At 74.6% G+C, this 17,061-nt stretch carries 16 protein-coding genes; 7 read left to right on the forward strand and 9 right to left on the reverse strand.

What is annotated here, in order from left to right:
- The 3 genes from egtB to Q5530_RS01835 form a co-directional block, all read right to left on the reverse strand.
- Positions 1 to 1,392 carry an ergothioneine biosynthesis protein EgtB gene (gene egtB / locus Q5530_RS01825; RefSeq protein WP_415360242.1) on the reverse strand — a complete coding sequence of 464 codons (1,392 nt, stop codon included), beginning with the start codon at positions 1,390 to 1,392 and terminating at the stop codon, positions 1 to 3.
- Entirely contained in the window at positions 1,389 to 2,627 is a 1,239-nt protein-coding gene (locus Q5530_RS01830; RefSeq protein WP_415360243.1) for a glutamate-cysteine ligase family protein, read from the reverse strand. The genes egtB and Q5530_RS01830 overlap by 4 nt, the downstream gene beginning before the upstream one ends.
- 303 nt (positions 2,628 to 2,930) lie before the next feature.
- Positions 2,931 to 3,530, reverse strand: coding sequence for a Scr1 family TA system antitoxin-like transcriptional regulator (locus Q5530_RS01835; RefSeq protein WP_415360245.1), 600 nt, complete (start codon positions 3,528 to 3,530; stop codon positions 2,931 to 2,933).
- A 127-nt stretch (positions 3,531 to 3,657) separates the two neighbouring features.
- Here Q5530_RS01835 and Q5530_RS01840 point away from each other — a divergent pair, with 127 nt between their 5' ends.
- The 3 genes from Q5530_RS01840 to Q5530_RS01850 are packed head-to-tail and all read left to right on the forward strand — an operon-like array spanning position 3,658 to position 5,981.
- Positions 3,658 to 4,254 (forward strand): TetR/AcrR family transcriptional regulator, encoded by a 597-nt coding sequence (locus Q5530_RS01840; RefSeq protein WP_380633613.1) that lies wholly within the window; start codon positions 3,658 to 3,660, stop codon positions 4,252 to 4,254.
- A gap of 13 nt (positions 4,255 to 4,267) precedes the next feature.
- Positions 4,268 to 5,440 (forward strand): MFS transporter, encoded by a 1,173-nt coding sequence (locus Q5530_RS01845; protein ID WP_415360247.1) that lies wholly within the window; start codon positions 4,268 to 4,270, stop codon positions 5,438 to 5,440.
- Positions 5,441 to 5,450: 10 nt separating this feature from the next.
- Entirely contained in the window at positions 5,451 to 5,981 is a 531-nt protein-coding gene (locus Q5530_RS01850; RefSeq protein WP_415360249.1) for a hotdog domain-containing protein, read from the forward strand.
- A 34-nt stretch (positions 5,982 to 6,015) separates the two neighbouring features.
- Here Q5530_RS01850 and Q5530_RS01855 read toward each other — a convergent pair whose 3' ends face one another.
- Positions 6,016 to 7,068: a TetR/AcrR family transcriptional regulator gene (locus Q5530_RS01855; protein WP_415360250.1), complete on the reverse strand. Its 1,053-nt coding sequence runs from the start codon at positions 7,066 to 7,068 to the stop codon at positions 6,016 to 6,018.
- Positions 7,069 to 7,162: 94 nt separating this feature from the next.
- Here Q5530_RS01855 and Q5530_RS01860 point away from each other — a divergent pair, with 94 nt between their 5' ends.
- From Q5530_RS01860 to Q5530_RS01875, 4 genes are all read left to right on the forward strand, one after another.
- Entirely contained in the window at positions 7,163 to 8,335 is a 1,173-nt protein-coding gene (locus tag Q5530_RS01860) for a cytochrome P450 family protein (protein WP_415360251.1), read from the forward strand.
- Between the two features lie 156 nt (positions 8,336 to 8,491).
- Positions 8,492 to 9,373 (forward strand): hypothetical protein, encoded by an 882-nt coding sequence (locus tag Q5530_RS01865; RefSeq protein WP_415360252.1) that lies wholly within the window; start codon positions 8,492 to 8,494, stop codon positions 9,371 to 9,373.
- A gap of 331 nt (positions 9,374 to 9,704) precedes the next feature.
- A complete protein-coding gene (locus tag Q5530_RS01870; RefSeq protein WP_415360254.1) occupies positions 9,705 to 11,003 on the forward strand; it encodes a cytochrome P450 in 1,299 nt (432 codons plus the stop codon).
- A gap of 233 nt (positions 11,004 to 11,236) precedes the next feature.
- The gene (locus tag Q5530_RS01875; RefSeq protein ID WP_415360255.1) at positions 11,237 to 11,677 is read left to right on the forward strand and encodes a hypothetical protein; all 441 of its coding nucleotides are present in this window, start codon (positions 11,237 to 11,239) and stop codon (positions 11,675 to 11,677) included.
- 124 nt (positions 11,678 to 11,801) lie between these two features.
- Here the strand turns inward: Q5530_RS01875 and Q5530_RS01880 are convergent, their stop codons facing one another.
- The 5 genes from Q5530_RS01880 to Q5530_RS01900 form a co-directional block, all read right to left on the reverse strand.
- Positions 11,802 to 13,277, reverse strand: a complete 1,476-nt coding sequence (locus Q5530_RS01880) for a peptide MFS transporter (protein ID WP_415360256.1) — start codon at positions 13,275 to 13,277, stop codon at positions 11,802 to 11,804.
- Between the two features lie 328 nt (positions 13,278 to 13,605).
- Positions 13,606 to 14,112 (reverse strand): DUF4262 domain-containing protein, encoded by a 507-nt coding sequence (locus Q5530_RS01885; protein WP_380633603.1) that lies wholly within the window; start codon positions 14,110 to 14,112, stop codon positions 13,606 to 13,608.
- A gap of 93 nt (positions 14,113 to 14,205) precedes the next feature.
- The gene (locus Q5530_RS01890) at positions 14,206 to 14,955 is read right to left on the reverse strand and encodes a YebC/PmpR family DNA-binding transcriptional regulator (protein WP_415360259.1); all 750 of its coding nucleotides are present in this window, start codon (positions 14,953 to 14,955) and stop codon (positions 14,206 to 14,208) included.
- An 18-nt stretch (positions 14,956 to 14,973) separates the two neighbouring features.
- Positions 14,974 to 15,579: a pyridoxal 5'-phosphate synthase glutaminase subunit PdxT gene (gene pdxT, locus Q5530_RS01895; RefSeq protein WP_380633599.1), complete on the reverse strand. Its 606-nt coding sequence runs from the start codon at positions 15,577 to 15,579 to the stop codon at positions 14,974 to 14,976.
- 192 nt (positions 15,580 to 15,771) lie between these two features.
- Complete coding sequence (locus Q5530_RS01900; protein WP_415360261.1) at positions 15,772 to 16,995, reverse strand: trans-sulfuration enzyme family protein; 1,224 nt, start codon at positions 16,993 to 16,995, stop codon at positions 15,772 to 15,774.
- Between the last annotated feature and the right edge of the window lie 66 nt (positions 16,996 to 17,061).

Genomic DNA, 17,061 nt, shown 5'->3' on the forward strand with positions numbered 1-17,061 from the left:
TCAGGTCGATTCGTCCCGGCCCGCGTCCCGCGCGCAGCGGAAGCCGGCGAAGATCTGCCGCCGGATCGGGTAGTCCCAGTTGCGGAACGTGGCGCGCACCGCGGCCGGGTCCGTGCCGAACGACCCGCCGCGCAGCACCCGGTGGTCGGGGCCGAAGAACACCTGCGAGTACTCGGCGTACGGGAACACCTCGAACCCGGCGTAGCCCCGGAAGTCCGAGCTGGTCCACTCCCACACGTCGCCGATCAGCTGGTGCACGCCCAGCGGCGAGGCGCCCGCCGGGTACGCGCCGACCGGGGCGGGCGACAGGTGCCGCTGGCCGAGGTTCGCGTGCCGCGCGGTCGGCTCCTCGTCGCCCCACGGGTAGCGGCGGGACCGGCCGGTGGCCGGGTCGAACCGGGCCGCCTTCTCCCACTCGACCTCGGTGGGCAGCCGCTTGCCCGCCCACCGCGCGTACGCCTCGGCCTCGTGGAAGCAGACGTGCACCACCGGCTGGTCCGGGTCGAGCGGCGCGGTCACGCCGAACGCGGTGCGGTGCCACCGGTCGCCCTGCCGCTGCCAGGAGCGGGGCGCGACCAGGCCGGCCTCGCGCACGTGGGCCCAGCCCGCCTCGCTCCACCAGCGCGGGTCGGCGTAGCCGCCGTCGGCGATGAACTCCAGGTAGGCGCCGTTGGTGACCGGGGTGGTGTCGATGAAGAACGGGTCGGTGACCACCTGGTGCGCGGGGCGCTCGTTGTCCAGCGCCCACGCCTCGGTGGAGGTGCCCATGGTGAACGGGCCGCCGGGCACCAGCACCTCGGCGGGCCCGACCGGGCCGCCGCGCGGCGGTGGCGGCGCGTCGAGCACCGGGTCCCCGACGCGCAGCTGGTGCGTGGCCAGCATGGTTTCGCCGTGCTGCTGCTCGTGCTGCACGACCATGCCGAACGCGAACCCGCCGTCGAGGAGCCGGCGGCCCTCCAGCGGGGTGCGCTCCAGCACGTCGAGGACCTTCTCGCGGACCTCGGCCACGTACCGGCGGGCCTCGGCCGGGCCGAGCAGCGGCAGCTCCGGGCGGGAGGACCTGGCGTGCTTGAACGCGTCGTACAGCTCGTCGATGTCCGCGCGGACCGGCTCCCGACCGCCCACGTCGCGGACGAGCCACAGCTCCTCCTGGTTGCCGATGTGCGCGAGGTCCCACACCAGCGGCGACATCAGCCTGGAGTGCTGGCGCACCAGGTCGTGGTCGTCGACGGCACCGGTGAGCAGCGCGCTGCGCTCGCGCGCCCTGGTGAGCCGGGTGGCGACGTGGTCGCGCAGGCGCTCGGCGGCGGACCGGTCCCCGCCGGGGCCTGCCGTAGTGGTGCCCGTGGTGGTGCCGATCCTGTCCGTGCCGATCCTGTCCGTGCCGGTCATGAACGCCCCCCTGGCGTCTTCTCGTCGAGCGTGCGGTGCAACTCCCCCGCGATCGCGTCGGCCTGCTCGGCCGACACGTCGGTGTTCGTCAGCGCGGCGCACCCCAGTTCGACCACGTCGCGCGCGGCGCGGGCCAGCACCGGGTCGTGCAGCCCGTAGCGGGCGGCGGCGAGCCAGCGGCCCGCGGCCGTCTCGGTGGCGGCCAGCGTGGCGTCGACCACCTCGGCCGTGCTGAACAGCGCGGCCATGAGCACCACGGGCGGCACCCAGCCACCGTCCGACGGCGTGTCCAGGTACCGCACCTCCACGTACCCGCGCGGGCGCACCGGCGGGAACTGGAGGCTCAGGTGGTAGTCCAGGTCGTCCGGCGTCGGCGGCCGGTCCAGCCCGCCCGCGACCCAGTCCGCGAAGGTCAGCGGGCGCGGCGGCGTCCAGTCCGGCCCCGGTCGGCGGACCACGATGACCGGCGCGTCGAGCACGCGCCGCGCCCACGCGGCGGCCGGGTCGGCGCACACCGCCGCGGGGCGGGTGCGCACGGGGTCGGTGGCGTAGAGCGAGCGCATCCGGGCGCTGGCCCAGTCCGTGCGCCGGCCGGCCACGCCGGGCGAGTTGGCGAACAGGGCGTTGAGGACGGGCCCGAGCGCGTGCACCGCGGCCCACCGCTTCGGCAGGTCCTCCAGCAGGCCGAAGTCCAGGCAGACCTGGAGGCCGGCGGTGCTGCACATCATCGTGATGCCCTCGGGGCCGAACGGGGCGAACGCCTGCTCCATGGCCGCGTAGCGGGGCACCCGGAGCAGCCGGTGGGGCGGGCGGAACGGGTCGGCGCCCCGGCTGCCCAGGCGCAGGCCGGCCGGTTCGAGCAGGCGCTGGAGGTGGTCGACGTCGGCGGCGACGGTCTTGAGGAGGTCGCTCAGCGATTCGCGGGGCGGGGTGGAGATCTCCACCTGACCGCCGGGCTCCACCGTCAACGGGGTTCCGGAGGGGAGCGGTCGCCGGGGGCTGTCCGGGACGAGAGCGGGTGGGGCGTGCTCGCCGAGCGCGGTCGCGAGGGCGGCGGCGTCCAGCGGGCGGGAGGGGTCTTCGACGTGGTGGACGGTCCATTCCAGTTCGACTCCGAGCAGCCTCGGAGGTCCGTGCTTGAAGCAGACCGAGGCCACGTAGGCTTCGGCCTCCGCTCGGTCCCGGAAGACCGCCGGGACGGGCCCCTCCGCGGGGGCGTTACGGACAGCAGTCACTTTGCGCACTCCCGGTGATGATCCTCGTCTGATCGACGCTACACGGGGGTACCGACAAACACAGCAGCCCCAAACCCCTGCGGTTGCCCGGTGTCCACCCTGTGAGCAGGGTGTTCACCTCGCGGACAGCGGGTAGTGGGCGGATCTTCGCGGCCGCGCGGCCCCCTGGGGCGGCTCACCTGCCGGGTCGCTCACCTGCCGGGTGGCTTGCCTCCCAGGTGGCCCCACCTCCCGGCAGCCCACCCTTGGACAGCCCGCCCTTGGCGGCCGCCCTCGAGGGCCCGCCTCCCCGGAGCCCTGCCTTCAACCACCCCAGCCAACCCCGGCCCGCCGCACCTCCCCGTCCCGCGCCTCCCCGTCCCGCCCTTCCCCACCCCGCACTTCCCCACCCCAGACCTCGGCCCTCCGCCGGAACGCCGCCCGCGACGACGGCACGTCGAGCGCGATCCGGTCGAGCAGGTCCCCCGGGTGCACCCCCACCGGCAGCGCGAACGGCGCCCGCAGCACCCCGGCGTGCCCCGCCGCGAACGGCACGAGCCGCACCACCACGTCCTCCCGGTCCGCCACCGCCCGCCACTGCTCGGCCAGCACCCCGGCATCACCGACCCGCGCGTGCAGCGCCGCCTCGTGCACGAAGAACCGCCCGGCGGGCACCACGCCCCCGCGCTCCTCGCCGAGCGCGGCGGCGTAGGCCGGGGTGCGCAGCGGCTCCGGCACGCACAGCGTCTCGAACACCACCAGCTCCACCCCGGCGGGCGCGGCGACCCCCGACCCGACCAGTCCGAGGAGGTCGATCAGGTCCGGCCCGCGACGGCCGCGGTCCTGCGTGGACGGTCGACGCGCGGGCCACCCCAGGACCGCCGCGGTCCGCGACAGCGGCCGGATGCCCTCACCTGCGGTCACACCACCCCACCGTAGTGGTCCTGACCAGGTGTTTCGACCCCTGATCGACAAGTACACCCCAAAGTGGACCTGCCCAAGCCGTACGTACTGATTGGATTTCGCCGGGCCACCCTGGCAACATCGACCGGTGCCCAGGGTGAGCCAGGACCACCTCGACGCCCGCCGCCGCCAGATCCTGGACGGCGCGCGTACGTGTTTCGCGCGCTTCGGCTACGAGGGCGCGACCGTGCGCCGCCTGGAGGAGGCTACCGGCCTCTCCAGGGGCGCGATCTTCCACCACTTCCGCGACAAGGAATCCCTCTTCCTCGCCCTCGCCGAGGACGACGCGCTGCGCATGGCGGAGGTCGTCGCCGAGCAGGGCCTGGTGCAGGTGATGCGCGACCTGCTGTCCGCGCCCGCGCCCACCGGCGACGCCGAGCACCCGGCGGACTGGCTGGGCACCCGGCTGGAGGTGTCGCGTCGGCTGCGCACGGACCCCGAGTTCCGGGCGCGCTGGGCCGAGCGGTCGCGGCAGCTCACCGACGCCACCCGGCAGCGCCTGGAGCGCCAGCGGGAGGCCGGCAACCTGCGCGACGACGTGGACGTGGACGTGCTGACGTCGTTCCTGGAACTGGTGCTGGAGGGCCTGGTCTCGCACCTGGCCATGGGCCTGCCCGCGGACGACCTGGAACCCGTGCTCGACCTGGTCGAGGAGAGCGTCCGCCGGCACCGCCGCACCGGGTGACCCGGCACGCCCGGTGACCCGGTACCTGCTGTCGGCGGGTCTCGCTCGCCTCGCGGACGAGATGGTGGGCGTGGCGGTGCTGCTGCTGGTCGCCTCGCGCACGGGCTCCGAACTGCTCTCCGGCCTGGTGGTCGCCGCCTACACCGTGCCGTCGGTGGTGTCCGGGCCGCTGCTCGGCGCGTGGCTCGACCGGGCCCGCCGCCCCGTGCTCCTGCTGGTGGGCAACCAGGTCGTGCTCGCGGCGATGGCCCTGGCCATGCTCGCCGCCCCGGCGGCGCTGCTGCCCGCGCCCGCCTTCGTCGCGGGCGTCACGCTGCCCATGACCAGCGGCGGCTTCACCAGCCTGGTGCCGCGGCTCGCCGCGGCGGGGCGGGTGGACCTGAACCGGGCGACCTCCCAGGACGCGCTGCTGTTCAACGCCGCCGCGATCGGCGGCCCGGCGCTGGCGGGCGTGCTGGGCGCGACCGCGTCACCGGCGACGGCGGTGGCCGTGATCGGCGCGCTGTCGCTGGTGGGCGCGCTGTGCACGGCGGCGCTGCGGGTGCCGCCGCACCCGGCGGACGCGCACCCGTCGCTGTGGACCGCCGTGCGGCGCGGGCTGCGGCACCTGGCGGTCACTCCCCCGCTGCGCGGCGCGACGACCGCGTCGGTGCTCGGCTACGGCGCGTCCGGCCTGGTGTTCACCACGCTGCCGTTCCACCTGGAGGACCTGGGCGCGGGCCGGGACGCGACCGGCATCGCCTGGGCGGTGCTCGAAGTGGGCTGCGTGGTGGGCGTCCTGGCGGTGCGGCGCCGGCTGCCGGGGTGGCGACCCGAACGCGTGGTCTTCACGACGGTCGCGCTCTACGGGGTCACGCTGCTGCTGTGGCCGCTGGCCGGCGGGTTCACCGCGCTGCTCGGGGTGGTCCTGCTCAGCGGCCTGGCGCAGGGACCGACGCTGCCCGCCACCATCACCGCCCGGCAGCGGTACACGCCGGGGCCGCTGCTCGGGCAGGTCTCGACCACCGGGGCGAGCCTCAAGATCGGCGCGTTCTCGCTCGGCGCGGCGGCCGGCGGCACGCTCGTGGAGGTGTGGGGGTGGGCACCCGTTTCGGTGATCTTGCTGGTGGCGGGCTGCGAGCTGGTGGCCGCGCCACTCGGCGCGATCGCCGCGAGGTCCCCGCGCGACCGCCCGGCCACCCCATAGGATCTCCGGCATGGCCGACCCGCGAGCTGCCCACGTGCACCGGGTGCGGGTGCGCCCGGTCGACTGCGACCGCCAGGGGATCGTGCACGCCTCCCGCTACCCGGTCTTCTTCGAGGCCGCGATGGTCGAGGCGCTGCGGTCCCTGCTGGGCTCCTACAAGGAGCTGGAGAAGCACGGCGTCGACTTCGTGGTGTCGGAGACGTCCATCCGCTACCTGCGCCCGGCCCGGTTCGACGACCTGATCCGGATCGGCGTGCGGGTGCGCACGCTCGGCACCACGACGCTGACCATGGGGTTCGACGCGGACGTGGACGGCACGCCGGTCGCCACCGGCTGGAACCGCTACGTCTCCTTCGGGACCCCGGAGCTGCGCAGCACCCCGATCCCGGACGACTTCCGCCGGGTGCTGGAGCGCAGGCCCGCGCCGAGCCGGACCGCCAGGCCGACGGGCGCCAGGACCCCGGCCGCCCGGACTCCCGCCGCCCAGAACCCCGCCGCCCCGAACCCCGCCGCCGGATCCGTGCCCGCGCCCCGCACCTGATCCCGGCCGGACCCCGACCCGGCCACCGGTCACCTCAGACCTCCGCGCGCACCCCGACACCCACCGCGTGCCCGGCACCGGCCCCCTCGGCACGAGCCACCACCCGACCACCCCGGACGCGGACCGCGACCTCAGTCTCGTCGCTGACCGCCGGCACCCCCGCCGCGGCCGCCAGCGCGCCGTCCTCGTCGCACACGACCCGCACACCCGGCCACGCCCCCACCGGGAACGCCTGCCGCAGGCACCCGCACAGCTGCCCCACCACGAGCCGGACCAGCGGCGCCAGCTCCCCCGGCTCCCCGGTGACCGCGGCGACCGTGACGGGCCCACCGGTCCGCACCGCCTCCTCCGCGGCGGCCAGGCGGTTGAGCCCGAGCACGACGACCACCCCGTCCCCGTCCGGCGTGACCGGCGCGGCGCGCACCAGGTCCACCGCGGTCGGCGGTCGCCACGGCGCGTCCCCCACCCGCACCGGCGGCCGCTCGGGCGGCGGCCACCAGTCGCTCAGGTCCAGGCCCGCCAACCGCTCGCAGGCGCTGATCACGTCGAACGGCTCGCCGAAGCCGGGCGCGGCGGCGGCCAGCCCGCTCGCGCCGTGCAGGGCGGTCAGCACGGTCTCCGCGACGCGGACCATCCGCCTCGGCGGCCCGCCGGACCGGGGACCGGCCGGGGTCAGGCGCTCCACGGCCAGGCCGAGCAGCAGCGCGTCGAGCTTGAGCAGCTGGGTGAACGGGCGCCGGGTGCCCTCCTCGGCGGCCACCTCGGCGGGGAAGTCGCGGTGCAGCGGGTCGAACGCGGGTGAGGTGACCCACGCGCGCGCCAGCGCGCCCAGGGCGGTGCGGAGGTCGGTGCCCAGCTGGGGGTTCGGCGGCACGGACGCGCGCTCCACCAGGTCGGCCAGCACGGCGAAGTACAGCGCGCGCTTGCCCGGGAAGTTGGAGTAGACCGCCCCGCGGGTCAGCTCGGCGCGCTGGGCGATTCCGTCGACCTTCGCGTCCCGGAAACCGCGCTCGGCGAACTCGGCGCGCGCCGCGGCCAGCACCCGCGCGCGGTTGCGCTCCTGGAGCTCCGCCCTGCTCAGCCGCACCGTCACGCTCCCCGTTTGCCCCGCGCCGCGCGATCAAGATACCGTGCGCCACTCAGATGACAAGAACATCTGATCTCAACATCTGGAGTTGCCGATGACCGTCCCCGAGCTGAACCCCGCCGACCCGGCGGTGCTGCTCGACCCCTTCACCGCCTACGGCCGGGCCCGCGAGGAGTCACCCGTGGCGCGGATGACGCTGCCCGGCCTCGGCACGCTGTGGATCGTCACCCGGCACGCGGACGCCCGGGTGGTGCTGGGCGACCCGCGCTTCGAGGTCAACTCCGCCAGCTTCATGCGCCTGCCGGGCATCCCGGAGGACTGCCTGCCGTACCTGCGCACGATGGCCGAGATCGACGGGCCCGAGCACACCAGGCTGCGCAGGCTGGCCGCGCCCGCGTTCACCGCCCGCCGGGCGGCGGCGCTGCGCTCGCCGGTCGAGGCGACCGTGGAGGCGATGCTCGACGCGCTGCCGGCCGGCGACACCGTCGACCTGCACGAGCACTTCGCCCGGCCGCTGCCGATGGAGGTGATCTGCGAGCTGGTCGGCATCCCGCCGGGCGACCGGGCGCGGTGGCGCGAGCACGGCGCGGCCGTGGCGGCGGGTCACGGCGGGGCGTTCGTCGCGGCGATCCCCGGGATCATCGCGGACGCGCGGGCGGCCGTGGCGCGGCGCGCGGCCGAACCGGGCGACGACCTGATCTCCGAGCTGCTGCGCGCCAGGGCGGAGGACGGCGACCGGCTCTCCGAGGTCGAGCTGGTCACCCTGGTGTGGCACCTGGTGCTGGCCGGGCAGACGCCGACGAACCTCGTCACCAACGGCCTGGTGGCGCTGCTGGACCACCCCGACCAGCTGGCCGCGCTGCGCGCCGACCCCGCCCTCCTGCCGCGCGCGGTGGAGGAGCTGACGCGGTGGGCCGGGCCGCAGCTGCTCACCACGCCCCGGTACACGCGGGAGGAGGTGTCGATCGGCGGCGTGGTGATCGGCGCGGGCCAGGCGGTGACGGCGGCCATCGTGTCGGCCAACCGCGACCCGCGCGCGTTCGACGACCCGGACCGGCTGGACGTCACGCGCACGCCCGCCGTCGGGCACCTCGGGTACTCGCACGGGCCGCACTTCTGCCTGGGGGCGGCGTTCGCGCGGGTGCAGACCGAGGTGGCGCTCGCGGCCGTGCTGCGGAGGTTCCCGGACCTGGCCCTGGCGCAGCGGCCCGAGCCCATCCCCGACGGCGGCACGTGGCGGCTGGCGTCGCTGGTGGTCCGGCGCTGACCGGCGGCGGGGTGGGGCCGCCCGGCCCCACCCCGCGAGGGTCCCCCCGACCCCCGACCCGCCCACCCCGGACCCGGCGGCCGGACCGTCGCCCCAGCCGCACCCGAAACCGCCCGATCGGGACCTTTCCGCTCACTCGACCGGGTAGCGTGAACCGTGCCCGACGACCTCGACTACTCCCCGCTCACCGCCCCGGTCGACCCGGCCGCGGCATTGGCGCACGCGAAGGCGAACGGCGACCGCCCGGCCCGCGACCTGGCCTGCTGCGCGTTCTTCTCCGCCCTGGTGGCCGCCGCCTTCTTCGGTTTCCTGAGCGTCCCGCTCAACATGTACCTCGCCGGCACCTACCCGGACGGCGGTGTGGGCGTCCGGCTCCTCGGGCTGCTGCCGCCGGCGATCGGTCTCGGGCTGGTCGTCGCGGTGGTCGTCCTGCGCCACAGGAGCGGCCGGCGGGAACTGATCGACCACTACCGCATCATGCGGTTCGCCGGCCGGAACGGCCTGGGTTACCGGATGAAGGTCAAGGACCCGGAGCAGCCCGCCGGGATCTTCTACATCGGCATCAACCGCTGCGCCTCCGACGTCGTCGGCATCAACGGCCCGCGTCCGGTGGAGGTCGGCCAGTACAGCTACACGGCCGGCTACCGCAACGGGGAAACGTACCGCTGGGGCTACGCGACCACTCCCCTCGACGCCGACCTCCCCCACCTGGTGCTGAACTCGCGGGCGAAACGCACGGGCACCGTGACCGCGTCCGGCGGGGACTCGCTCGGGCGACTCGACCTGCGCGGCCCCGGCGCCGAAGCCTTCAGCGTCTCCGGGCCGTTCGGCAGGACCCCGGAGATCCAGGCCCTGCTGGACCGCACCCTCTTCTCCCCCGACCTCCTGGCCCGGTACGCCGAACGCCCGGTCCACATCGAACTCGTCGAGAACCGCCTGTACTTCTTCTCCCCCGAGCCGCTCTCCACCACCGACCCGGACACCTGGCGCCGGCTCCTCGCCCTGCTCACCGACACCGCGGAGCGCCTGGAATCCTGAGCGCGGGTCACCGGAAGCGGAAGAGGACCCGTCGTGCGGGCTCCCGCGAGAGGGGGCCTCCCCGGGCCGGGACGCGGGCCCGCGGCTCCTCCGGGTCCGCCCGCGGCCGGCACGAGGTGATCCCCGCGCCGGGCGGCGGTTCGGCGTACCGCAGCGCCGGTTCCGGCGCGTCCGGGCCGCCGGGCACCGCGAAAGCGCCGTGCGCGCGGCCGGACCGCAGCGCGCCGGGGCGCCCGACTCGACCCGGTGGCCGGCCGCGGGGCAGCCGCGCCGACCCGCCGGACCGGCCCCCTTCCTTGAAACCGCACCGCGGCCGGTCCAGTGTGGTCACATGCCGTCCACGGTGAAGAACGCGGCCCTGCTGTTCGCGGGCCGCAACGTCATGCGATTACAAGCCCTCCTCGGCGACCCCGCCGGCCGGTTGTTCGGGGTGGACCCGACCCGCGACCCCTACCCGGAGTACGAGCGGGTGCGCCGGCGCGGCGTGCTGGTGAAGAGCCGGATGGGGCTGCACCTGACCGCCTCCCACGCGCTGAGCACCTCGCTGCTGCGCGACCCCGGCTTCGGCGTGCTGGCCCCGAACGCGCTGTCACCCGTGGACTCGTCGGCCCACGTCGGCGGACGCCGGCTGGTGAACCCGGTCGAGGAGTCGTTCCTGGTGCTCAACCCGCCGGAGCACACCCGGCTGCGGCGGCTGGTCGCGCCGTGGTTCACGCCGCGCGGGCTGCGGGCCCAGACCGAGACCGTGGAGCGCGTGGTCGAGGACTACCTGGACGAGGTGGCCGGGCGGCCGACCTTCGACCTGGTGCGCGACTTCGCCGGGCGGGTGCCGATCCAGGTCATCGCGGACCTGCTCGGCGTGCCCAACGCGGACCACACCGCGTTCGCCCGGTGGGCCAGGGCGCTGGTCAACGCCATCGACGGGGTGCGCGACCTCGGCGAGATGCGGGCGCTGCACCAGGGCCTGCGGGAGTTCCAGGAGTTCCTGGACGACCTGGTCGAGCACCGGCGGCGCGAGCCGGGCCCGGACGACGTCGTGTCGGCCCTGGTCGCGAACGAGGACCTGAGCCGCGACGACCTGATCGCCACCACGGAACTGCTGCTGGTGGCCGGGTTCGAGACGACGGTCAACCTGATCGGCAACGCGGTGCTGGCCGTGCTGGGCCACCCGGAGGTGCGCGAGCGCCTGCTCGCCGACCCCTCGTACGCGGAGGCCGTGGTGGAGGAGACGCTGCGCCTCGACCCGCCGGTGCAGTACGCGGTGCGGGTGCCGTTCGCGACGACCGAGGTCGCCGGCACGCGGGTGCCCGGCGGCACGCCGATCATGATGCTGATCGGGGGCGCGAACCGGGACCCGGGGGTGTTCGCCGACCCGCACCGCTTCACGCCCGGCAGGCCGGAGGCGCGCGAGCACCTGTCGTTCTCCTCCGGCATCCACTACTGCCTGGGCGCCGGCCTGGCCCGGATGGAGGCGGCCGCCGCCCTGCGCGGCCTGTTCCGCCGCTTCCCGGACCTGCGCGCGGCGGGCCCCGTGGTCCGGCGGCCGTCGCGGGCCATCCGGGGTCCGGCGCGCTTCCCGGTAACGAATGGGGTGAAAAAACGACACACGATGGTGGAAACCATCAGCTGAGCTTCAGCACCTTGGTGCATGCTGATGGGGCGGGCGACCCGCCGCACCGCCGCCGCGGCGGGTCGCTCGCATTCCCGCGCGGGTGCGGAGAGCCGCACCCCGGTCCGACCGGCGCTGGTCATGGAACCGGTCGGTGCCGGTTGCGTGTCCTGGCGGAGCACCCACCTCCGCCGTCCGGCCCCACTCGCGCCAACCCGGCCCACGGCACCCCTCGACCCGCTTAAGGTGCCGGAATGGCGGAGGACGGGTTCGTCGAAGTACAGGGGGCCAACCGGGGCAACAACGTCGTCCTGCACCTCTTCGCCGTGGCGCTGGTGGTCACCGGACCGATCGTCTACGCGGCCGACGACGGCGGCACCGTGGGCATCGTGCTCACCGCGGTGCTGCTACCGCTGGGCATCGCCGTGCTGCGCGGTATCGCGCGCGCCAAGCGGCGACTGCTGCGCCTGGACGAGGTGGGCCTGCCGGCGACCGCCGAGGTCCTGTCCGTCGGGCCGATCAGCGAGGACCCCACCATCCGCGTCCGGCTCCGGATCAGCGGCCAGGACGTGCCCGAGTTCGAGATCGAGCACGACACCCCGTACCACGGCCTGGAGCCCGGGGACAGGCTCGTCGCGGCGGTCGACCCCGACGACCACCGCGACTTCGAACTGGGCCACCGGGGAACGCCGTGATGCCCCAGGAGGCGGGTGCCGTTCGGGCGATCGGGCAGATCCGCTCCCGGATCGCCCCACCGGTCGTCCCGGGACGCCCGCCCGCTCCACACCGACTACCGGGCCGACGTTCCGGGACGCAGCACTAGTCCACGCCCCGCATCAGGCCGTGGATGGACTTCGCGCCCAGGACCAGCGCCACGCCCAGCGCGATCGCCAACCCGCCGAGCACGCCGAAGTAGGTCACCGCGTTCTCGTCGCTGTAGGAGCGCACCACGATCGCGCCCACGCCCTGCCCGGCCGCCGCGGCGAGGAACCACAGGCCCATGGTCTGCGAGGCGAACGCGCGCGGCGCGAGCTTGGTCGTCACCGACAGCCCCACCGGCGACAGCATCAGCTCGCCGCAGGTCATCACCAGGTACATCACGATCAGCCACAGGAAGCCGACCCGGACCGCCGGGTCGCCCTGGCCGGCCACCATCAGCAGCAGGAAGGACAGCCCCACCAGCAGCAGCGAGAAGCCGAACTTCCGCGGCGTCACGGGCTGCCGGTTGCCCAGCCTCACCCACAGCAGGGCGAACAGCGGCGCGATCGCGATGATCATCACCGGGTTGATCGACTGGACGAACGAGGGCGGGAACGACAGGCCCAGGAACGAGTTGTCCACGCGCGTGTCCGCGAACGCCGCGATCACCGTCGCGCTCTGCTCGAACAGCAGCCAGAACATGGCCGCCGCGATGAACAGCGGGATGTAGGCGATCACCCGGGACCGCTCCACCGGCGTGGTGCGCGGGCTGCGGATCATCACCGCGAAGTAGCCGACCGGCAGCAGCACCGACAGCAGGCTGATCAGGTTGATCACGCCCTCCGCGCCGAGCACGCCGGTCACCACCAGCAGCCCGACCACCAGGACCGCGCCCACCACCGCGGCCGTGATCCGGCCCAGCACCCGGCCGCGCTCCCCGGCGGGCAGCGGGTTCGGCGGGGTGGCGGCCGAGTCGCCCAGGCCGCGCACCCCGATCCGGTACACGACCAGGCCCAGCGCCATGCCGACCGCCGCCGCGCCGAAGCCGAGGTGCCAGTCGTACTCCTCGCCCAGGAAGCCGCACACCAGCGGGGCCAGGAAGCCGCCGAGGTTGATGCCCATGTAGAAGATCGTGAAGCCCGAGTCGCGCCGCGGGTCCTGCCGGTCGTAGAGGCCGCCGACGACGGTGGAGATGTTCGGCTTGAGCAGGCCGGTGCCGAGCACGATCAGCACCAGGCCGGCGTAGACGCCGGCCAGGCCGATCGGCAGCGCCAGCACGATGTGCCCGAACATGATCAGCAGGCCGCCGTGGAACACCGCCCGCTGCCCGCCCAGCACCCGGTCGGCGAGCCAGCCGCCCGCCACGCCGGACATGTAGACCGAGGCGCCGTAGATGGCGACCAGCGACAGCGCGAAGCTCCTGTCGAGCCCGAGCGCGCCCTCGGCCGTGGAGCGGTACAGGTAGTAGGCGAGGATCGCCTTCATCCCGTAGTAGGAGAAGCGTTCCCACAGCTCGGTGAAGAACAGCGTGGACAGTCCCCGGGGGTGACCGAAGAAGCCACGCTGCGGGGTGGGGACGGCGCTCGTGGCGCTCACTGGGTCCTCCTGGTGTCAACCGTGCCACCATCGACGTTCGGCAAACTACGCCGAACGGGGGTACGGGAGGAAATCGGCGTACAGCCGGGTGGCCCAGGGCACACCGCGGGAGGGACCTGTCGGCAGGCCCCCCGGCACGGTCCACGCGCACCGCCCCGCCCGGCTCCCCCCGAACCCGAACGGGACGGCACGCGCCTCCCCCTCCAGCGGTGCGCCGACCCCCGAACCCCCACGACCTCCGGCGCACCCCGCAGTGGTACCGCGCGGAACGTTGTCCGTGGTCGGTCGCCCCGGGTTGACAACACTCCCCGGACAACGCCGGAGGGGATCAGGGACCGTTGACGCCCGGCTCCCAGCTCTCGGGCCGGCCGCTCTCGGTCAGCAGCAGCTGCCAGTCGCCGAAGCCCATGGGCGCGTCGTGGTGCCAGGGGAAGCGGCCCTGGGCGGTGGGCACGATGATCTGCACGGCCGCGAAGTCGCCCTTGCCGTACAGCAGGAACGCGCTGCCGAAGAACTCCGGGTAGAAGCCCTTGAACACCCGCTCGAAGGTGACCGGCACGCCCGCGAAGAAGTCGGGGTACAGCCTGCCGGGCAGGAACCGCTCGCCCCGGCGCGCCCGGTCGACGTAGGCCCGGATGAGCACCTGCGCCTGCTCCGGGGGCAGGCCGATGACCACGGCCTCGGCCACGCCGAACCGGCGCCACGCGCCGACCGAGAACGCGTACCCGGCGCCCTCGTCGTCCTCGGGCACGGTGACCACCGCGTGCCCGTGCAGCTCGGCCTGCTCCAGCAGCCAGTCGCGCAGCCTCAGGTCCTGTGGGGTGGGGGTCGACACCGGGTCATTGTCCCGCCGCGGCCGTCACCCCCGCGTAAGACGACGACCCCGCGCCGGCCGGCGGCGCGGGGTCGCGGTCCGGACCGCCCGGGGTCAGCCGACCTCGGCCATGACCTCGTCGGACACGTCGAAGTTCGCGTAGACGTTCTGCACGTCGTCGCAGTCCTCCAGCGCGTCGATCAGCTTGAAGATCTTCCGCGCGCCCTCGGCCTCCAGCTGCACCGACACCGACGGCAGGAAGTTCGCCTCGGCCGACTCGTAGTCGTACCCGGCGTCCTGGAGGGCCTTGCGCACGGCCACCAGGTCACCGGCCTCGGAGACCACCTCGTAGCTCTCGCCCAGGTCGTTGACCTCCTCGGCGCCCGCGTCGAGCACGGCCATGAGCACGTCGTCCTCGCTCAGCCCGCCCTTGGGCACGATCACCACGCCCTTGCGGCCGAACATGTAGGACACCGAGCCGGGGTCGGCCATCGAGCCGCCGTTGCGGGTCATCGCGGTGCGGACCTCGGACGCGGCCCGGTTGCGGTTGTCGGTCAGGCACTCGATCAGCACCGCCACGCCGTTGGGGCCGTAGCCCTCGTACATGATGGTCTGCCAGTCGGCGCCGCCCGCCTCCTCACCGCCGCCGCGCTTGCGGGCGCGCTCGATGTTGTCCAGCGGCACCGAGTTCTTGCGGGCCTTCTGGATGGCGTCGTAGAGCGTGGGGTTGCCGTCCGGGTCACCGCCGCCGGTGCGGGCCGCGACCTCGATGTTCTTGATCAGGCGCGCGAACAGCTTGCCGCGCTTGGCGTCGATGGCGGCCTTCTTGTGCTTGGTGGTCGCCCACTTGGAGTGGCCGCTCATGTCTCCTCCGTCTGTCCCTCAGCCCGCGGAACGGACCATGTCCACGAATAGGCGGTGCACGCGCCCGTCGCCGGTCAGTTCCGGGTGGAACGAGGTGGCGAGCACGTGCCCCTGCCGAACCGCGACGATCCTACCGGCGGCCTCCCCCGCGTCCTCGGATTCGGGGACCCTGGCGAGCACCTCCACGTCGTCGCCCGCGGCCTCGACCCACGGCGCGCGGATGAACACGGCGTGGACCTCGCCCACGTCGGTGAAGTCGAGCTCGGCCTCGAAGGAGTCCACCTGCCGGCCGAAGGCGTTGCGCCGCACCACGATGTCGAGGCCGCCGAGCTGGTGCTGGTCGGGCCGCCCGTCGAGGACGCGGTCGGCGAGCAGGATCATGCCCGCGCACGAGCCGTAGGCGGGCATCCCCTCCTTGATCCGGGCGCGCAGCGGCTCCAGCAGGTCGAACGTGGCGAGCAGGCGGCTGATGGTGGTCGACTCGCCACCGGGCAGCACCACGCCGTCGACCTCGGCCAGCTCCTCGGGCCTGCGGATCGGCCGGGCCAGCGCGTCGGCCTCGGCCAGCGCGACCAGGTGCTCGCGGACGTCGCCCTGGAGGGCGAGGACACCGATGACGGACACGGTGGGGTTCCTCCTCGATCGGCTCACCCCAGGGTAGGTGACCGGGAGGGACGCGTGCTCGTGGCACCCGCCCGCCCCGGTCGGTCTTCCCGCGGCCGCATCCGTGGCCGCGACTGCGTCGCGGCGGCGGGGTCGTGGTGGAGCGCGACCCCGCGAATTCGGGGCTTGTGGCCCGCCGTGGCGGTGAAAACGCTATCCGGTCTGGACCAGTGCCCTCTCCCCGCTTGAGGAAGGCTTGATGTAATGGCGCTCACAGGCGCCCGACAGCGCCCGGTCCAGGTCCGCCCACAGGTCCTCGACGTCCTCCAGCCCCGCGCTGAGCCGCAGCAGGTCGCCCGGCACGCCCGACGCCTCGCGCTCCGCCCCGGGCACCAGCCGGTGGGTCAGCGCGGCCGGGTGCTCGACCAGGGTGTCGACCGACCCGAGGCTGACCGCGGGCGTGATGAGCCCGAGCCGCGCGACCACGGCCGCCGGGTCCTCCCGGGTGGTGAACGCCAGCACCGCGCCGGGCCCGCCCATCTGCGTGCCGACCAGGCCGGCCGGGTCGGCGCCGGGCAGGGACGGGTGGCGCACGAGGCCGACGCCGGGGTGCCCGGCCAGCCGCCGGGCCAGCTCGACGGCCGTGCGCTGGGCCGCCTCCACGCGCAGCGGCAGCGTGGCCAGGCCGCGGTGCAGCAGGTAGCCGCCCAGGGGGTGCAGCACCGCGCCGGTGACGATCCGGATCCGGCGCAGCTCCGCCGCGCGCTCCTCGGCGCAGGCCACCACGCCGCCGAGCACGTCGCCGTGGCCGCCGAGGTACTTGGTGGCCGAGTGCAGCACGTAGGCCGCGCCGAGCGCGGCCGGGTTCTGGAGCACGGGCGTGGCGAAGGTGTTGTCCACGACCACCGGCACCGTCCCGGCCCGCGCCACCACGGCGGCGATGTCGAGCAGGTCGAGGTTGGGGTTGGCGGGCGTCTCGACCACGACCAGGCCGGTGTCCGGGGTGATCGCGTCGGCGACCCGGTCGGCGGTCGCGTACGTGGTGCGCACGCCGAGCAGGCCGCTGGACAGCAGGTGGTCGGTGCCGCCGTAGAGCGGGCGCACGGCCACCACGTGCGGCTTGCCGGCCAGCACGCACGCCGCCTGCACCACGGCGGTCACCGCGGCCATGCCGCTGCCGAACGCGACCGCCGCGGCCGTGCCCTCCAGCGCGGCCAGCGCCTGCTCGAACCGGGCGACGGTCGGGTTGTGCAGCCGCGCGTAGACCGGGGAGCCGGCCCGCGCCGCGCCCTCGGCCAGGTCCTGGAGCGCACGGCCGCCGGCGGCCTGGTCGGGCACCGGGTAGGTGGTGGACAGGTCGAGGGGCAGGGCGTGCACACCCAGGTCGGCGAGGTCCTCGCGCCCACCGTGCACCGCCGTCGTTCGCAACCGCGTCATGGACGGATCGTGGACTTCCCGTCGGCGAAGCGGGCAGACTTCCGCACCTGGTTCGGACAACGAGGG

Origin of the sequence: Saccharothrix sp. BKS2, assembly GCF_047689505.1 — a bacterium.
GTDB lineage: Bacteria > Actinomycetota > Actinomycetes > Mycobacteriales > Pseudonocardiaceae > Actinosynnema > Actinosynnema lopnurensis.

What these genes read in the sequence shown, in the direction of transcription:
- egtB (WP_415360242.1), bottom strand. Translation starts at nt 1,392, where the DNA reads ATGACCGGCACGGACAGGATCGGCACGGACAGGATCGGCACCACCACG.
- Q5530_RS01850 (WP_415360249.1), top strand. Translation starts at nt 5,451, where the DNA reads ATGGCCGACCCGCGAGCTGCCCACGTGCACCGGGTGCGGGTGCGCCCG.
- Q5530_RS01860 (WP_415360251.1), top strand. Translation starts at nt 7,163, where the DNA reads ATGACCGTCCCCGAGCTGAACCCCGCCGACCCGGCGGTGCTGCTCGAC.
- Q5530_RS01870 (WP_415360254.1), top strand. Translation starts at nt 9,705, where the DNA reads ATGCCGTCCACGGTGAAGAACGCGGCCCTGCTGTTCGCGGGCCGCAAC.
- Q5530_RS01875 (WP_415360255.1), top strand. Translation starts at nt 11,237, where the DNA reads ATGGCGGAGGACGGGTTCGTCGAAGTACAGGGGGCCAACCGGGGCAAC.
- Q5530_RS01890 (WP_415360259.1), bottom strand. Translation starts at nt 14,955, where the DNA reads ATGAGCGGCCACTCCAAGTGGGCGACCACCAAGCACAAGAAGGCCGCC.
- Q5530_RS01900 (WP_415360261.1), bottom strand. Translation starts at nt 16,995, where the DNA reads ATGACGCGGTTGCGAACGACGGCGGTGCACGGTGGGCGCGAGGACCTC.